This is a genomic window from Flavisolibacter ginsengisoli DSM 18119 (assembly GCF_900129295.1).
Lineage (GTDB): Bacteria > Bacteroidota > Bacteroidia > Chitinophagales > Chitinophagaceae > Flavisolibacter > Flavisolibacter ginsengisoli.
This window is the reverse complement of record NZ_FQUU01000009.1, coordinates 68,015-85,385: the sequence shown is the minus strand read 5'-3', so window position 1 is coordinate 85,385 and position 17,371 is coordinate 68,015. Positions and strand designations below refer to the sequence as shown.

The 17,371-nt window shown below is 40.1% G+C and carries 13 protein-coding genes and 1 tRNA gene; 7 read left to right on the top strand and 7 right to left on the bottom strand.

Annotation, left to right across the window (positions count from 1 at the left end; translation table 11 throughout):
- The first annotated feature begins 27 nt into the window (after window positions 1-27).
- From BUA53_RS11615 to BUA53_RS11585, 7 genes are all read left to right on the top strand, one after another.
- On the top strand, window positions 28-1,302 hold the full coding sequence (locus BUA53_RS11615; RefSeq protein WP_072835544.1) for an OmpA family protein: 1,275 nt from the start codon (window positions 28-30) through the stop codon (window positions 1,300-1,302).
- Between the two features lie 260 nt (window positions 1,303-1,562).
- A complete protein-coding gene (locus BUA53_RS11610; RefSeq protein ID WP_072835543.1) occupies window positions 1,563-2,114 on the top strand; it encodes a hypothetical protein in 552 nt (183 codons plus the stop codon).
- A 70-nt stretch (window positions 2,115-2,184) separates the two neighbouring features.
- A complete protein-coding gene (locus BUA53_RS11605; protein WP_072835542.1) occupies window positions 2,185-3,084 on the top strand; it encodes a sensor histidine kinase in 900 nt (299 codons plus the stop codon).
- Window positions 3,085-3,102: 18 nt separating this feature from the next.
- The gene (locus BUA53_RS11600; RefSeq protein ID WP_217652989.1) at window positions 3,103-5,031 is read left to right on the top strand and encodes a sensor histidine kinase; all 1,929 of its coding nucleotides are present in this window, start codon (window positions 3,103-3,105) and stop codon (window positions 5,029-5,031) included.
- Window position 5,032: 1 nt separating this feature from the next.
- Complete coding sequence (locus tag BUA53_RS11595) at window positions 5,033-5,671, top strand: response regulator (protein WP_072835540.1); 639 nt, start codon at window positions 5,033-5,035, stop codon at window positions 5,669-5,671.
- A gap of 53 nt (window positions 5,672-5,724) precedes the next feature.
- The gene (locus BUA53_RS11590; protein ID WP_072835539.1) at window positions 5,725-6,684 is read left to right on the top strand and encodes an alpha/beta hydrolase; all 960 of its coding nucleotides are present in this window, start codon (window positions 5,725-5,727) and stop codon (window positions 6,682-6,684) included.
- A 73-nt stretch (window positions 6,685-6,757) separates the two neighbouring features.
- A tRNA-Lys gene (locus tag BUA53_RS11585) sits at window positions 6,758-6,833 on the top strand.
- A 163-nt stretch (window positions 6,834-6,996) separates the two neighbouring features.
- On the opposite strand, the gene BUA53_RS11580 is transcribed toward BUA53_RS11585, so the two are convergent.
- The 7 genes from BUA53_RS11580 to BUA53_RS11550 form a co-directional block, all read right to left on the bottom strand.
- Window positions 6,997-8,109 carry an MBOAT family O-acyltransferase gene (locus BUA53_RS11580; RefSeq protein WP_072835538.1) on the bottom strand — a complete coding sequence of 371 codons (1,113 nt, stop codon included), beginning with the start codon at window positions 8,107-8,109 and terminating at the stop codon, window positions 6,997-6,999.
- A complete protein-coding gene (locus tag BUA53_RS11575; protein WP_072835537.1) occupies window positions 8,106-8,957 on the bottom strand; it encodes a hypothetical protein in 852 nt (283 codons plus the stop codon). The genes BUA53_RS11580 and BUA53_RS11575 overlap by 4 nt, the downstream gene beginning before the upstream one ends.
- Window positions 8,938-10,764: an AMP-binding protein gene (locus tag BUA53_RS11570; protein ID WP_072835536.1), complete on the bottom strand. Its 1,827-nt coding sequence runs from the start codon at window positions 10,762-10,764 to the stop codon at window positions 8,938-8,940. The genes BUA53_RS11575 and BUA53_RS11570 overlap by 20 nt, the downstream gene beginning before the upstream one ends.
- A 7-nt stretch (window positions 10,765-10,771) precedes the next feature.
- Window positions 10,772-13,624: a class I adenylate-forming enzyme family protein gene (locus tag BUA53_RS11565; protein WP_072835535.1), complete on the bottom strand. Its 2,853-nt coding sequence runs from the start codon at window positions 13,622-13,624 to the stop codon at window positions 10,772-10,774.
- A gap of 256 nt (window positions 13,625-13,880) precedes the next feature.
- Window positions 13,881-14,327: a 30S ribosomal protein S16 gene (gene rpsP, locus BUA53_RS21710; protein WP_072835534.1), complete on the bottom strand. Its 447-nt coding sequence runs from the start codon at window positions 14,325-14,327 to the stop codon at window positions 13,881-13,883.
- A 314-nt stretch (window positions 14,328-14,641) separates the two neighbouring features.
- Window positions 14,642-15,964 (bottom strand): signal recognition particle protein, encoded by a 1,323-nt coding sequence (gene ffh / locus BUA53_RS11555; RefSeq protein ID WP_072835533.1) that lies wholly within the window; start codon window positions 15,962-15,964, stop codon window positions 14,642-14,644.
- 272 nt (window positions 15,965-16,236) lie between these two features.
- On the bottom strand, window positions 16,237-17,106 hold the full coding sequence (locus BUA53_RS11550; protein WP_072835633.1) for a sigma-70 family RNA polymerase sigma factor: 870 nt from the start codon (window positions 17,104-17,106) through the stop codon (window positions 16,237-16,239).
- Between the last annotated feature and the right edge of the window lie 265 nt (window positions 17,107-17,371).

Here is a 17,371-nt window from a genome sequence, read left to right as displayed (position 1 = left end):
CTCAAATAGCACCCTAAACCATACGATATGAAGAAGATCCTTTTTTGCATGCTCATTGCCATTCCCTTCCAGGGATTCTCCCAGGGAGCTTTAAACAAGTTTAAACAGAAAGTAAAGGACCGATTGGAGCAGCGTACAAATGAAGGAATGGATAAAGAAATTGATGTCGCCGGCAAAAACAGGAACCCTGTTGATACGCCTGATGTTAATGTAACAGTGGAAGAGAAACAGCGGGGAGCTAAAGATGCACCAGCTTTTGAAAGCTATAGTCGTTATGACTTCTTACCTGGTGCACAGTTAGTATATACGGAAGATTTTTCTCAAGATATAGTTGGTGAGTTTCCTTTGTTGTGGAGTACCAATAACCGCGGCGAAGTAGTTACTATTAAAAGCCAGCCTGGTAAATGGTTGCGTATGTTCCAGGGCGGGCATTTTATAGCGCCTGAAGTCAAAAAGCTTCCAGACAATTTCACCGTTGAATTTGATATGGTGCTCAATTTTGCTGAAGAAGGATATGTCTATCCCTCCATACTATTCAAATTGCTGGAGCCTATTGAGCAAGGTAAAGATGGACGCAAATACCTGGCCGATCCTAATGCCTTTGCAAATACCGGAATAACCATTGCTCCAGCGGAGGGAGGCAATTCTACTATTAACCTATCCACAGATCATAATGGAGAGAATTATTTTAACTCAGGTCAAAAGAATTTAAAAAAACTGGATGCAAATTATGGTACCCCTTTTCACGTTGCCATGTGGGTACAAAAAACGAGGCTACGGCTTTGGATCAATGGTGAAAAGATCTATGATGTACCACAGGCTATACCAGCAACCGGAAGTTATAACCGCCTGGCCCTTGAAGTAGCCAATTCATATTATGATGAAGAAAAAGTTGGTGTATATATTTCAAATATACGGGTAGCGGAAGGTGCAGCAGATGCCCGGCACAAGTTGCTGACAGAAGGAAAATGGGTAACTAACGGAATTTTATTTGATAGCGGTTCTGATCATCTAAAACCGGAATCTGCGGGAGTATTGAGAGAAATTGCCGGCATATTAAATGAAAATCCTACAGTTAAGGTGAATATCGTTGGACACACAGATAATGAAGGAGCGGATGTTGCCAACAAAGAACTTTCAAAACGCAGGGCGGCTGCCGTGAAGCAAGCACTCATACATGATTTCCAGGTGGAAGGATCAAGGATGCAAAGTGATGGTATGGGAGAAGCTTTACCTGTAGCAGATAATTTGACTAAAGAAGGACGGGCAAAAAACAGGCGTGTGGAATTTATTAAACTATAGATGCGATAGACACAGCAAGCAATAATTAAGCTATTGCCTGCTGTGTACTCATGCACAGTTCATCATTAGCAGTGTTACTCTTATCAGAAAAGGCCCGCATTTGCGGGCTTTTTATGTAAGGTCAAATGTTTCACGGTTTTTACAAGCAGGGTAAGTACTACTACTGATATTTAAATACCGGTAGTTGTACAAAGAAACTCCTACAAACGGCATGTTAGTTTTACATCATCATTAACCAACTAAATACGAATTATTAGAAAATGAAAAAGTTATTATTAGGATTACTGATCACAGTTGTAATGCAAGGCAGTTTGTTAGCGCAGGGTGCCAAAGTAACCGGATTTACAGATGTTAAAGGTGTGAACTTTTTTAATGCAGGTATTGGCCTGGGAAGCTATGGGCTTTCGGGTACAGGGGGCCTTCCTGTTACAGCTTCTTTTGAGCATGGATTCACTAAAAACATCACTGCCGGTTTAGGATTAGGTTTTATCCAGAAGAAGTATGTGAGTGACTGGAAGTACACTTACCTGCTATTTGGAGCAAGGGGTTCTTACCATTTCAATGAAGCATTGAAAGTAAGTAATCCTAAGCTGGATGTTTATGGTGGAGCTGGGCTTTTTTACAGGCATTTCAGTTTTAAGTATACAGATGCGACAGGCGAGGGTGATTTCAATTATAATTCATCTGGTGGAGACCTGGATTTTGAACTACATGCCGGGGCACGATACCTGTTTGGCACAAACATAGGTGCATACGCTGAATTAGGTTATGGGATCTCTCCGCTTCAATTGGGTTTGACTTTTAAATTTTAAGTTAAAGAAGGGTAGTGCATTTGGTACTACCCTTCTTATATTAAACAGAAAGCCCGGTATTAATTATTGTTTGGCATTAGTTATTACAGATGTATGCCGACTAAAGGAAAATAATTATGAACGCCAATACTATTGCTGGCAAGCCATTACCAATTCTTTTATTTTAAATTTAAAGAGCAACTATTATATGTATTATGGTTTATTGGCACTGATAGTTGCGTTGGTTGCGGTAATTTTTACTATGCAATACCGGCTAAATAAAAGAATGCAAGCTAAAGAGCTCACCAACTTGCGGAAAGAGAAGGAACTCAAATTGCTGCAGGTGATGATACAGGCAGAACAAAAGGAACGAACCCGCATTGCAAAGGAACTACATGATGGCATAGCAGGAATGCTGGCGGCTGTAAAAATGCATTTCAGTACCGGAACACAAAGTGATCTTTTGGGACATACAGCAGAAGGTCAACAAGGGATGCATCTTCTTAATGAGGTAGCCCATGAGATTCGCAGAACTGCTCATAACCTGGTGCCTGAAGCATTAATGCAAGGTGGCCTTGATGATGCCCTATGCAGATTATGCAGAAGCTTCAACAATAATAAAACTATCAGGGTGGAATATGATTCCTGGGGTGAGATTGACAAGTATGAAGGTAGTTTTGAACTATCTGTATTTCGTATTGTATCACAAATACTGAATTATGCAGTAAAACATTCTAAAGCCTCCCAGGTAATTGTGCAATTAACACAGCAGGAAGATTACCTCTCTGTCTCCATTGAAGATGATGGCGTTGGACTTATGACCGGTAATAATTTGGATGATGAGAGGGAATTGATGCGTCTGAAAACCTGGATCCTTGCTATAAGTGGGAAAATAGATATAGAAGTTTCGTTACAAAAAGGTGTTAACGCTTACCTTGAATTTGATGTTTCAGAATTGAAAATGACTGATAAAGCGGCCACTACTCTTTAGGCTATAGGAAAAAAAGCTGTGGCAAGCTACATTTGTAATACCAAGCTACCAACCAGGATGAAGCATTACTTATTCTTGCTTATTTTTTATTTCTTACCATCTCTTTTATGCAATGTTTGCTATAGCCAGATTGGTAAAAATGATCCTGGTAATGCCGAAGAAGGTATTTACAAAAACAATATTTCAAGATACAGGGCTGAGCAAAATAATGAAGCACTGGTAAATGCTCTGTTCCAATACGGCATGTATTATCAGCACAGATCGGACCTGGTCAATGCAAGATTGGTATTTAGCGAGGCATACCAGTTAAGCCAGGTCCATTCATTACCAGGTTGGCAAAGCAATATATCAATAAAATTGGGCCTCCTCTTCTTTAAGCAGGGAAATGGTGATTCTTGTTTGTTTTATTTCTTTAAGGCACTATCTATAGGTGAGCAGTTAAAGAATGATAGTTTGATATCAATGGCTTGCCAGGGACTTGGTAGCTATTATAAAGTAAAAAGAAAATTCGATCAGTCGTATCATTACCTGGATAAGGGTATTGAGCGTGCCAAAAGGGCACATAATGAACTATTGTTGATAAAGGCCATTGGAAATAAAGCGATGGCTTACAGTTGGGAACAAAGACCAGACGAGGCTATAGCGCTACATCAGTCCATTCTCCCAGCAGCTGAAAAGATCAATGACCGGACGATAAGAGGATATATACATATGAACCTTGCAGCCTGTTATGCCATGAAACAGAATCGTGTTAATACAATTCGAAACATAAAATTGCTGGAAAGGGATGTAACCCTGTCAAATGACCAATCCTTTGCGACTGAGTCATTAATGGTTTCAGGTTTCTTGTACCGGGAAATACATCTGCCAGTATTAGCCGAGCAAAGCCTAAAAGCAGCACTTCCCCTGGCTAAACGATTACATCTAATCTCTGTATTACAAAGGTGCTATGACACGCTGAGTCTCCTGAAAAATGAAGCAGGGGATTATAAAAGTGCTTTACAGTATATGCGATTGGCACAGGTATATAGGGACAGTATCAGCAGCGAAAAGATACAACTGGCAGCACAGGAATTAGAAGTAAAGTTCAATACTGCCCAAAAAGAAAAGGAAATATCCATACAGGAATTGCAGATTACAAGAAAGAACCTTGAATTACAAAAGGCAAGGCAATACACCTTGTATAGTATTGGGGCCACATTAGCTGCTTTGTTAGTAGCAGCGCTTGTATTCGTCAACTTCAGGTATAAAAGGCAAGTTCATAAAAGAAAACTTGATACTATTCAAAAAGAGAAAGAATTACAACTGATTCAGGCATTAATGCATGGTGAGGAAAAGGAAAGAAGTCGCATTGCGAAAGATCTGCATGATGGAGTAGCCGGGCTGCTTGCAGCAGTTAAAATGCATTTCAGTAGTGTGGATGTCAAAGCTATAAATATTTATCAGGATGATAGCTTCCGGCGTGGAATGGAGCTTCTTGATATTGCCTCAGGTGAGATTAGGAAAACTTCTCACAACTTAATGCCCGAAGTTTTGATCATGCATGGATTGGATGAAGCCCTTGATCGGTATTGTAGATCCATTAGTAATAATTCAATTACTATTCAATATGATTCGTTGGGGAAAATAGATAGATTCATTGAAAGTTTTGAATTAACTGTTTATCGTATAGTACAGGAATTGTTGAATAATATACTGAAGCATTCACAGGCAAAGAAGGCAATTGTACAAGTCTGCCAACAGGCAGATCTTTTAACCATCACATTGGAAGATAATGGTGTGGGATTTAATGTTAATTCCCTGGAAAAGGATGGAATGGGCTTAAAGAGCTTGCGATCCAGGGTAGAATCTATCAATGGCAAAATGGAGATCGAGTCTGCGCCGGGAAAAGGAGTAAGTGCATACCTGGAGTTTGAAATTGCTGAACTTAAAATACGAACCATCTAATATGAACCAGATCCGCTTAGGGATAGTTGATGACCATGCTGTGGTCATTGATGGATTGAAAACAATGCTTGGGACTTACCCTCATTTGCAGGTGGCATATACCACGCAATATGGTAACGAACTTTTGAATTTCCTGCAAGCATCTTGCCTGGATGTGTTGCTAATGGATATCCAGATGCCGGAAACTAATGGCATTGATTTATGCAAACAAATAACAAGGCATTACCCTCAAACAAAAGTTATTGCTTTCAGCAGCTTTGATGATAGTAATTATGTAAAGCAGATCTTTCGAAGTGGGGCAAAGGGTTATTTATTAAAGAATGCAGATAAGCAAACCATTTTAACCGCCATTGAAACTGTAATGAATGGCGAAGATTATATGGATGAGACCATTAAAAAAATATTGTTGCAGGAAAGCCTGACCGGGCAGCGTCGTTCTATCTACGAAGTGCCGTTGACCAAGAGAGAAAAGGAATTGGTTCAATTGATTGCAGAAGGATTCTCCAGCCAGGAAATAGCTGACAAGCTTTTTATAAGCCTCCGTACCGTAGAAACCCACCGGTTAAACATTAACCAGAAACTTGATGTAAAGAATACTGCAGGACTTGTAAAAGAAGCAATTAAAAGAGGACTGATTTAACCTAATTAAGGGCACTCATCTTCTTTAAGCTTCTTATTGATTACTTTGAGGTTATGAAAAATATCATTTTCAGCTGTTTTGTAGTATTGTGCTGTACAATTATGAAGGCTGCACCATTGCAGGATAGTAGCTACCAGGAATCACCTCTTACACTTCATACATCAACAGGCGATATTTTTGGAACCTTAACGTTGCCAAAAAGTAATGGCGCTGTTCCTGTAGCACTCATCATTGCGGGCTCGGGACCTACTGACCGGAATGGTAATAATCCTATGATGAAGAATGAAAGCCTCCATAAGTTGGCTATTGCATTGGCAGACAGTGGGATTGCATCATTGCGGTATGATAAAAGAGCAATAGCTGAAAGCAAAGCTGCTGCTAAATCCGAAGCCGATCTCAGGTTTGATGATTATGTAAATGATGCAAAGGGCTGGGTCGGTTTGTTAAGAAAGGATAAGAGGTTTTCTAAGTTAATTGTAATTGGTCATAGCGAAGGTTCTCTTATTGGTATGATGGCTGCTAACAATAATGCAGATGGCTATGTATCTATAGCCGGGGCGGGAAGACCTGCAGATAAAATATTAAAAGAACAATTGGACAAACAACCACAGGCTGTTAAAGATCTCTCATTTCCCATTATTGATAGCCTTGTAGCGGGTAAGACAGTTTCCAATGTCAATCCCATGTTGTTTTCATTATTCAGGCCTAGTGTACAACCTTATATAATCTCCTGGTTTAAGTATGATCCATCTGTGGAGATCAAAAAGCTTACGATCCCTGTATTGATCATCCAGGGCACCAATGATATACAGGTATCACTGGAAGATGCCAGGTCGCTTGAAAAAGCAAATGGTAGAGCACAATTAGTGGAGATACAAAACATGAACCATATTTTCAGAATTGTGTATGGTGACAGGAATGCTAATATTGCCACCTACAATGATGCATTACTTCCCATAGCAGAAGCATTGACTAATAGCATAGTGAGTTTTATCAGGAAATTGAAACCATAGAACTGCTAACTTTAACTGAAAACAATTACTAGAAGGTTCCTGAATAATGATTGCTGCTTGTGCAAATTTATAAGACTCCGTAGCTCAGCTGGTAGAGCAGCTGACTCTTAATCAGCGGGTCCAGGGTTCGAGTCCCTGCGGGGTCACCAAAACAATTATAATCAATTTTTATCTGTTACCACTGCAAATAACGGAACCTTCCTGGTTCAAAGTTTAAGGAGAAAAGTACCAGCAATACCAATAACAGGTACCATGCAAATATGAGCAGGTTAGCCATTCTTTTTGAAGTATGTTTTAATAGCCAGCTATACATTATCCAAATAGTTGTTTAAACAGTGCACCTGCAGCATGTATGTTTTCATACCCGATGAAAATACAGCTAAAGGCAAATAAATGAAATACCCATATACGGCCCATCCATTTTCCTATTGGATGTTGGTTAACAAAGCGTGAAAGAGAGGGAAATGTTTTCCTGGATTGAACAGTTAATAAAACAAGCGCTGCCTGTACCATGCCCCAGATAATATAACGAAGTGATATTTCATGCCATAATGAAAGTACAAGCATTGAAATTATAAGGGCTATCCAGCGATTACGGGACAAAGCTATAATAGGCTGGAAGATATAATCCCTGCACCAGCTAGATAAAGAGATATGCCAACGTGTCCAGAAATCCTGCATATTAGTAGCGAGAAAAGGACGGTTGAAATTTTCAATCACCCTGATGCCCCATATTAATCCCATTCCAATGGCAAGGTCGGAGAACCCTGCAAACTGCACATAAGCATTACCGGTAAAGGCGATGGTTTGTATATATAGTTTAATAAAAACAGAGTCAGTATGCTCTGCTAATTGAGGGAACTTGACACTAAATAAATAATTGCCAAGGAAACTAATCTTAATCAATCCATACAAAATGCGCTCCATACCATCTGAAAAAACAGAGGGCTGCCATTTTAAGCGGCGCAGGCTGCGCTGAAATTCAGGCATGCGATGAATGGGGCCAACAAGGATGACTGGTAAAAACAGCAGGTACTGCAGGTATTCCTCTAAGGTGGGCACCTTTATTATGCCTTTGTAACATTCAAATGCCGCATGTATTTGTCTGAAAGTATAATAGGAAAGACCCAGGGGGATGATCCAATTGATAGTCTTATGTCCTAACTTATATGATAACAACACCAGCAGCGGAAGGCATATAGTTAATAGAACCCCGGTAGTTTTTAATGCCGGTGGCATATACTTCCAGATTAGCCATTGTGCGCAAGCGGTAAGCACCATGATGAGCAATGACCAGGGAGCAAGCCAGGCAAAAACAAGAAGGGTGCAGATCATCATAACCTTCCCTTGCCAGAACCTGGATACATTCCATAGTACTGGAGCAGTTATTAAGATAATGGCGAGTAAGACAAACTCAATATTCATTGATCTTGCAGGGCTTTTGCTATAGAGTTACATATCATGGCAGTGAACAACTTTGATCCTTTTTTATTCATATGTGCCTTGTCTATAAAGTTTGTTGAATCCAGGTAACATGATGGTTTGTAATAGAAAAACTTTAACTGTTGTTGTAAAAACCTGATGTTCCGGTTGAATGCAATAGTATCACTGCTGTTCCATTTCTTTATTTCCTCCTGCATTTCAATTGGAAAATTTACCAGGAGGATCTTTGTTCCTGAAGCCTGTAGTTGGTTGGCCCATTTTCTGAATGAGATCAATTGGAGGGTGTCAACTGTTTTATCCCGGAAGTCCCCGATGTTCCCTGTATGAGGTGTGTAAACTTCTGGTGTTTTATCGGGAAAATAAGGTTCATGTAAAGGTTCGAATCTGAAAGCGCTGTAAAACGCTCTCAGGGTTTGATTCAGCATGGTTATGCGTGGAGCATAGCAAAACATGTTAGCTTCAATAACCAATAATTGCGGAGGCTTAGAAGCTATATAATTAAGGTTGTCAACCATTTGGTTTACCTGTATCGCTGGCTTCCAGATCTTGATGATCACGGGGTTTTGCCTGTTAATACAGCTAACTTGCTTTTCTATTTCCGTTGTACTATCCAGTCCGTATTCTGATAAAGATGTGCCCAGCATTAATACTACTGGTCTGTTTCCTGCAGTTTCCGATTTGTGTTGTATATAGGCTATCCTGGAGTCAAAATCTTTTTCTTTCTCCAGAACAATAAAACGATAGGTTGCTAAAAAGATCAATATGGTTGCCACCCCTACTAATGCCCATAACCCTAAAGGTGGCATAGTATCACGCTGTGGCCGGTACATGTTTTTGCTCTATAAGTTTGAGGGCTTTTTGAATACTGTTCATAGTTATGACTTCTGCTGTTGAAAAGCTGATGCTGAAATTTTCTTCCAATGTTGTTATAAATACCAGGTGTGCCATTGAATCCCAGCCAGCTACCGTATTGGAATTATCATTCACTGATAAATTAGAAACTGGAACCTGGAAGACTTCTGAAGCAATGTTTAATACCTGGTCAAGGTATTCACCATTTATCTCATGCGTTTTTGGATGTAGCTGGAGAAGCTGCTCTTTCAATACATTTAATTGAACCTTGCCAGAGACACCTTTAGGTAATTCCGGGACTATAAATATTTTAGTAGGTACCTTTTTTTCTTCAAGGTATTCCCTGCAGAAGTTAACCAGGTCTAAGGATGAATCATTGCTGCCTGGTTTCAATACTATTGCAGCTATCAGCTTTTCGCCAAAAACATGGTCAGGTAGCCCTATAGCACAGGCTTCTGAAACAGAAGGATGACGTAAAAGACATTCTGTAACTTCTTCCGGTTGAATATTTATCCCCCCTGAAATAATGAGATTCTTTTTACGTCCACAGATTTTTACAAATCCTTCGGCGTCAATGGCGGCTAGGTCACCTGTATAGAACCAGCCATCTTTTATATAATTATTCGTAAGGTTCTCATCCTGCCAGTAGGACTTCATAATATGGGGGCCTTTTAAAAGAAGTTCACCTGGCGTTCCATTGCCAACATCCTCACCCTGTTCATTAATTATCCTTATTTCACAGTCAACAGGCTTGCCTACTGTATACTTGCATGAAGTTTCTTGTAAAGGGCCTGAAAAAAGGCTTCCAGCAACCGTTTCGGTTAGCCCGTAGACATTGGAAACGGGTACTTTAAAAATGGATTCAAATTTATCCCATAGCGGACCTTCAAGATGTGCAGATACTGATATTAAGGCATTAAAGGCCGGGTAACTAAAGCTGTCTTCATAATTTTCAGAAAACTGTATTAGCATATTAAGCATGGCAGGTACCATGAATAGATGAGATACGTTATTGGCATAGCAGTAGTCAAGGAGCGCAGGTATTTTTTCAATTGTGAATCTGAATGGCCGGTGCCATGTGCAACCTGCATATACGGATAACAGCGGTCCCTGGATGCACCCATCAGCATGGCATAATAAAAGTTGATTCAGTATGCTGCTTTCCTGTGTTAGTCCATAAACTTTTTGAAGAGTAGATAGATGTGCGTTAAGATTGTTGTGCGAAATAGCAACGCCTTTTGAATCTGCAGTAGTTCCCGACGTGAATATTATATAGGCTATTGTTTCAGGATCTATAGAGGCGGGTAGGGATGCAACAGGAACTGATTTCTCTAATAAAGTGCTAAAGCTATCTTCTTTGGCTTCTGCTTTATTCTTTTGAAGAAACCTTGATAATAAGGCTGGCCGGTTTGCATTTGTTTTTGAAAAAGGTATAATAATGCAGTTACTGTTTAACTGCAATTTCCAAGTATCAAGCGAAGATTTGTCTGCAATAATACATGCAGGTTCACTCCTTCCTATGATTGCATTTGCCCTGGCAGCTTTCCATTCAGGATCAGCTACTACCACTGTAATACCATTGGCCAGTGCTGCTAAGAAAAGGGTACTCATTTCTACGTCGTCTGAAATTGCCAATACAAGGCGCTGACCTTGTTTAAGAGAAAGGGAATCAAACAACCCTGCTATTTGAAGTATCCTTTGCTGCAGCCATTTATAAGAATAAGTTTTATCTTCTGTCTGAAGGAAAGTTTTTGCAGGCGGTTGTACAAATAACTGTTGAAACATCAGGGGTCTATTTTATTTTGATATTTTGAAAATATTGATCAATCAATTGTTTATGGAGCACCTTGTTATGATTGCCCCTGGGGATGAAATTGACAGGTTGTATTAAAGCAGGAACTGCATATTGGCCAATTTTACTTCTTATGAGCTCTTTTATAATGTCAGTTTGCTCTTTGTATTGAGTGCCATCCTCCGGGACAAAGAAAACTCCAATGTCTTCCTTCTCTTCTTTTGAAATAACACAAACTGCCCAGTCCTTAAGCTGTTTTAGATTTACTAATGTTTCCTCTATGGCTGAAATATCAACCCGTTCACCAGTAGGAAGTTTAACCATATTTGATATACGGCCGCAAAGGCTTATGGTACCATCCTTATGTTGAATTGCCATATCCTTAGTATAGAACCAGCCATCCTTTAATGCATTGTTGGTTGCTTCTTCATTTTCGTAATATCCATTGAATACACCTTCACCATAGATACACAGTTCCCCGACCTGTTCATTTTCTACTGTTTGTCCATTTTCATCAATGATCTTTATCAATGAGTCTATCGGAATGCCAATACTATCCTTATGTATTATTTCAGATTTCAGAGGTTCTGCAATACAAATTCCGGAAGTTTCGGTCAACCCATAATAATTATACATGTGTATGCCAGTATCCTTTTTCCAGGATGCTCTTAATTCTGCTGATAGCTGATTGCCTGTGCAAAGAGCCAGTCGTATTGACTTGTTATTCAATTTGCCTTTTGCGCTTAACAGCAATTGCCTGAAGAAAACAGGGTTGCCTGTAATGATTGATATCTTTTCTTGTATAATAGTATCAAGATGATCAAAAATGGTTTCATGCTTATTGGGTATGACGCAACAGGCTCCTGCTTCAGCTACGCTTACAGTTGCATGTCGTAATCCGCTCATAGCTTCCAATCCACCTAGCGCATAATAACGGTCATTTTTCTTCCAGTGGTAGGTTTCAGTCATTAACCGGCCAGACCGGATCAACTGTTGATGGGTAAGAGGTATACCCTTGGGATTGCCGGTGGATCCTGTCGTCCACAATATAACCGCAACATCATTATATAAGGGATCAATAACATCTACCTGCACTTCTTTTACCATGGAAAGCTCCAGCCAGGTTTGAAAAGATGTTTCTTCCTTATATAATGGGTCAGCAATAAGGTCTGTCATTATCACTGAATTACATCCTGCACCTGAGAATGTATCCAATAGACCTGGATCTACTAAAGCGAATGAAGGTTTAAGTGAATCTATAAAAGCTTTTATGCGATAAGGCGATTCTTTTGGAGAGATAGGGATTACAACAATGCCTATAGAAACAGCTGCCCAAAATAATAGCAGTGTTTCTGTATGAAGACCTGTGCAAAGTAATAAACGGTCGCCTTTTTTCAACCCCTGGGCTGTTAAAGCTTTCTTGAGCAACTCTATTAGTTCATCCGCCTGATCATAGGTTAGCCCTTCTTCACCTGCAACCTGAACCCATTGCTGCTGTCCATAAAAGTTTACAGATTGCTTCCAAAAAGCTTGTAAGTTGTCTTCAGACCTTTCTAAGATGTATTGTTGTTGTCCCAGCAGTGTTTGTAATCTGAATCCAGCTTCATTGACAGGTACAGCCTGTGCAAGGTCCATATCCCAGAACTTTTGAAGCATCTGGATCATTTCTTCTTTTGTCACACCTGTTTTCTGTATAATGTCGCAGAGTGGCAAGCCATGTTTTGACCAGTAAAGTACCTCTATAACTTGCGTTGTAACTGAACTGCCTATTGTTTCTTTTATCCTATTGGCGTACACCGGATGCCGGTCCAGGAAGGAAAGTAATGTATTATCAAATGACCTTTCATTTAGTTCAATAGTTTTAGAGCTGTTGTTTATTTCCAATAAAGGATTTTGCAACAGATACATTTTTTCCCATCCGGGTTCTAAATGGCCTCGCCAGGCCTCGAGCACAATTTCACCTTTGGGTAACCAGGCAATACATGCATTGTAATCAGTATGTGCAGGCTCTGATTGGGCCTTCATTTCCAATTCCAGGCTCTTGTCATTCCAATTAAATAGAAATGGTTCTGAAAAAATGTAACCTTTCCTGTTGGTAGTTTTTGATAGCGTGTCAAACAGATGCTGGTAATCGTTTCCATGTAATTGACGACATCCTCTTTCAAAGAAAGGTTCAGGCATATTATTGGTCAAGTGCACATGGGGGAAAATAACAGGTGCATCAGGTTGTGCAATTCTATTAATATCACTTAATAATTCAGGCTGGTGAAACCTATGCAAGAGGTCAAAGCCAATTACTGCTGCAGCAATACCATCTTCAATAGGTAACGGTCTTAAGAAATCAGCAAACAAAACAGTTTGGTTCGTTTGTCTTAGAGGCGACATCCAGTAATCAAATCCCCTGTAGCCAAGGATATCTTTATCACCTTCCCATACAGTTATGATATGTTGTTTAGGAAACAGCCCGGCTAAAAAATTTGCGGTCCAGCCACTCCTGTCCCATAGGTTGACTATCACATCACCATCCTTTACTGATGCTTTTATCAAATTGATAAATGGGTAAAATGCTTTAAAGGCCTCATTAAAAGGTTGAAAACAAGCATAAATATCTAAAGAAGGATAGCGCCCTTTTTGTCTTAAGAATTGTTGATACTTATGCCGGCTGGAAGAAAGGTACTCAACTACTTTTTCCAGTTTGTCCTGTTGATTAGGAAGTATCAGGTCTTTCTTATCTCCAAAATATAAATGTCCATAGTACGGTATGGAAGCACACTGGGTTGGAAAGGCTTTATAACCCTGGACATTTAAACTACACTGATTATATAAGGATGAAAATTGGTTTGAATTATTCATATGGTCAGTTATGGTTATTGTTTTTCAAAAGGAGGGAAGGATAAACAACAGCAAGGAAAACAAAATAATATTTCACCTTAACTGGTAGGGCGGGTCGTCATAAGCATTGGTAATTAAGGAACTGGTAAGTGTAAGCCGGGGGGTAAAATAAGAACAATAATTGAATAAGAAAAGAGTAACAGAAAAATTCAAGGCATAAAAAAAGGTGATCCGACAAACGGACCACCTTAATCTTTTGAAGGTCTTGGATGAGGAATTAGCCTTCAGAACCTGCACCAGGAGCCGGTCTTCTTTCACGGCGCTGGTAAGGAGGATTTCTTCTGCCTCTTCTTTCACGTTGAGCTTCTTCCTGGCGTTTTCTGATTTGAGCTTCATGCTCAGAATGCCAACTTTGGAATTTTGTCATAGCCGTAGCTTCGTCAAACAAGCCCAGTGATACTCCGCGCAATAAATGCTTAAGGAATAAAACACCTTTGTACGATAAAATCTTACGAACAGTATCGGTAGGCTGCGCACCTTTGTGCAACCACTCCAATGACTTTTGACGATCCAGCTGCACAGTGGCAGGTGTTGTCAAAGGATTGTAGGTTCCTAACTTTTGAATGAATTTACCATCGCGGGGACTGCGTGCATCTGCAACAACAATGAAGTAGAAGGGTCTTTTCTTAGACCCGTGCCTTTGTAAACGGATTTTAACTGGCATCTTAAATAGAAATTTAAATGCGTGAAACAATAATTATTAAGCTGCAAATCTAAGTGTTGGATCGGAAAAAGGCAATAAAGAATTGATAAAAAGGTTAAGTGGCCAATATTCCATGTATAAAAAGCCTTTCCAGCCATAAGTAAGCTATTTTCCCGGAAATAAGTAAGCATAAGGCACCTTCTATTGAATGAATGCCAATAGCTACCCCTTTTTCCGGATATTACCCCGGTTGCCAGTATGGTTCAATATATTCCTAAACTAAAAAGCTCCCAAAATTCAATATTTAGGAGCTTTTATAAATAAAGATGGCCATTTTACTTGCGCATGCCAGGCATCATGCGCCCCATAGGCATTTTGTTCATCATTTTCATCATTTCCCTCATTTGCTCAAACTGTTTCATGAAGGCATTGACCTCAGTAATGTCTTTGCCACTTCCTTTGGATATCCGCTTACGGCGGCTTCCATCAATCAGGTCTGGATTGGCTCTCTCTTCCGGTGTCATGGAGTTAATGATTGCTTCAATGCCTTTAAAGGCATCATCACTAATATCTATATCCTTTATGGCTTTACCTACCCCTGGGATCATGGCCATTAAATCCTTGATATTTCCCATTTTTTTGATCTGCTCCAATTGCTGCTTGAAATCAGCAAAGTCAAACTGGTTCTTGCGGATCTTCTTTTCCAGCTTTCGGGCCTGTTCTTCATCAAACTGGGCCTGGGCTTTCTCCACAAGAGTGGTTATATCTCCCATCCCTAATATCCGCTGGGCCATCCGCTCAGGGTAAAAGACATCCAGTGTATCAAGCTTTTCACCGCTGCTGATGAATTTAATGGGCTTATTGACCGTGTATTTGATAGAAAGAGCGGCCCCGCCCCGTGTATCACCATCTAACTTGGTCAATACCACACCGCTGAAATCCAGGCGGTCATTGAATGCCTTGGCAGTGTTTACAGCATCCTGCCCTGTCATGCTATCGACCACAAACAGGATTTCCTGCGGGTTTACAGCATTTTTAATGTTTGCCACCTCGGTCATCATGGCTTCATCGATAGCCAGTCGACCTGCTGTGTCAATAATAACCACATTCTTATTCTTGCTGCGCGCATCCCTAATAGCATTTTGAGCTATTTCTACAGGGTTCTTATTTTCAAGTTCCAGGTATACTTCCACACCGATCTGCTCACCCAGCACTCTAAGCTGCTCCATGGCCGCTGGGCGGTACACATCGGCTGCTACCAACAATGGAGATAATTTTTTCTGCTTTTTAAGATAATTGGCAAGTTTACCGCTAAAAGTGGTCTTACCGCTACCTTGTAAACCTGCTATCAGGATAACTGCCGGGGCTCCCTTTGCATTAAAGTCCGCCGCATCGTCGCCCATAAGGTGTACCAGTTCGTCCTTCACGATCTTTACCATCAACTGGCTGGGACTAATGGCAGTAAGCACTTTTTCACCCAGGGCTTTATCCTTTACCGTGTCCGTGAATTCTTTGGCAATCTTATAGTTTACGTCTGCATCTACAAGGGCTCTTCGGATCTCCTTCACGGTGGCAGCTATATTCAGGTCTGTAATTCGCCCTTCACCTTTCAGATTCTTAAACGCCGAGTCGAGCCGGTCACTTAAACTTTCAAACATAATCGTGTATTTAATGATTTAGGATAGATTATTAGGTTATCCTTATGCATGTTCTTAAACCTTTTGGAAATACAGCCCCCAGTTGTAAAGCATAATAACAATCCTTACTCTAAATCAAATATTTTTAAGTAATTAACAATTTGGTTAAAAGAGCTTTTTATCAACTTACTACCCCGGTAAAATCGGGGATTTAAGTGATAAAAAAAGAGTGAACCTAAGTTCACTCTAAACAAGTTTGCGCAAAGATAACAAGGATGATGGATGGAAAACGCTTAAGCCCCTAAATAACTACGCAATAAATTGCACTTTTGGGTAGACCTAAGTTTGGTAATGGCCTTGTCCTTGATCTGGCGAACTCTTTCCCTGGTCAGGTTAAATTTCTCACCAATGTCTTCAAGGCTCAGTGGATGGTCTACTCCAATACCAAAGAAATAGCAGATGACTTCCTTTTGCCTTTCGGTAAGTGTTGTAAGGGAGCGGTCGATCTCAGTTTTTAAAGACTGGTGGTGATCAAGCGCGGCATCTGTTTTTTCAGCATTGGTGTTTTCCAACACATCCAGTAAAGTGCTTTCCTCGCCTTCAGATAAAGGAGTGTCAACACTTACGTGACGTGCATTGATACCCAGTGAAGAAGTAACTTCCTCCAGCTCCATATTGAGCAGGTCTGCTAATTCTTCAGCTGAGGGCTCACGTTCAAATTCCTGTTCCAGTTGGGAGAAAGCCTTTTGAATACGATTGGTCAAACCTACCTTGTTTAAAGGAAGGCGAACAATCCGGGCTTGCTCAGCCAATGCCTGGAGAATGGATTGACGGATCCACCAAACAGCATAAGAGATAAACTTGAAACCCTTGGTTTCATCAAAGCGTTGTGCTGCTTTGATCAGTCCCAGGTTTCCTTCATTGATGAGATCGGGAAGAGACAGCCCCTGGTTTTGATACTGTTTTGCAACAGACACGACGAAACGCAGGTTTGCTTTTGTCAAACGATCCAGTGCAGGCTGGTCGCCTTGTTTGATCAATCTTGCTAGTCGGACTTCTTCTTCCGGTGTGATGAGTTCTACCTTGCCAATTTCTTGGAGGTACTTCTCGAGGCTTTGAGATTCACGATTCGTAATAGACTTCGTGATCTTGAGTTGACGCATACTCATAGGATTGGTTTTAGATGGTTATTTTTAAGATTTAGGTTTTAGTTAGTTTTGGAATTATCCCAAAATATCCATCACAGTTCTGGTTCTTCATATCAGCCTATTGCTGATCTATTCATCCAAATTAACAAAAAGGCCTATATGAAAAAAATATTTTTTCAAGTTTTTTTGGATTTGTCCAAATTATTACTGTGTAAACTAGTCCAAATAGGGGTAAAAAAATTTTGCTTAATTGATTAATTCTCTATTATTGCAGCCTTAG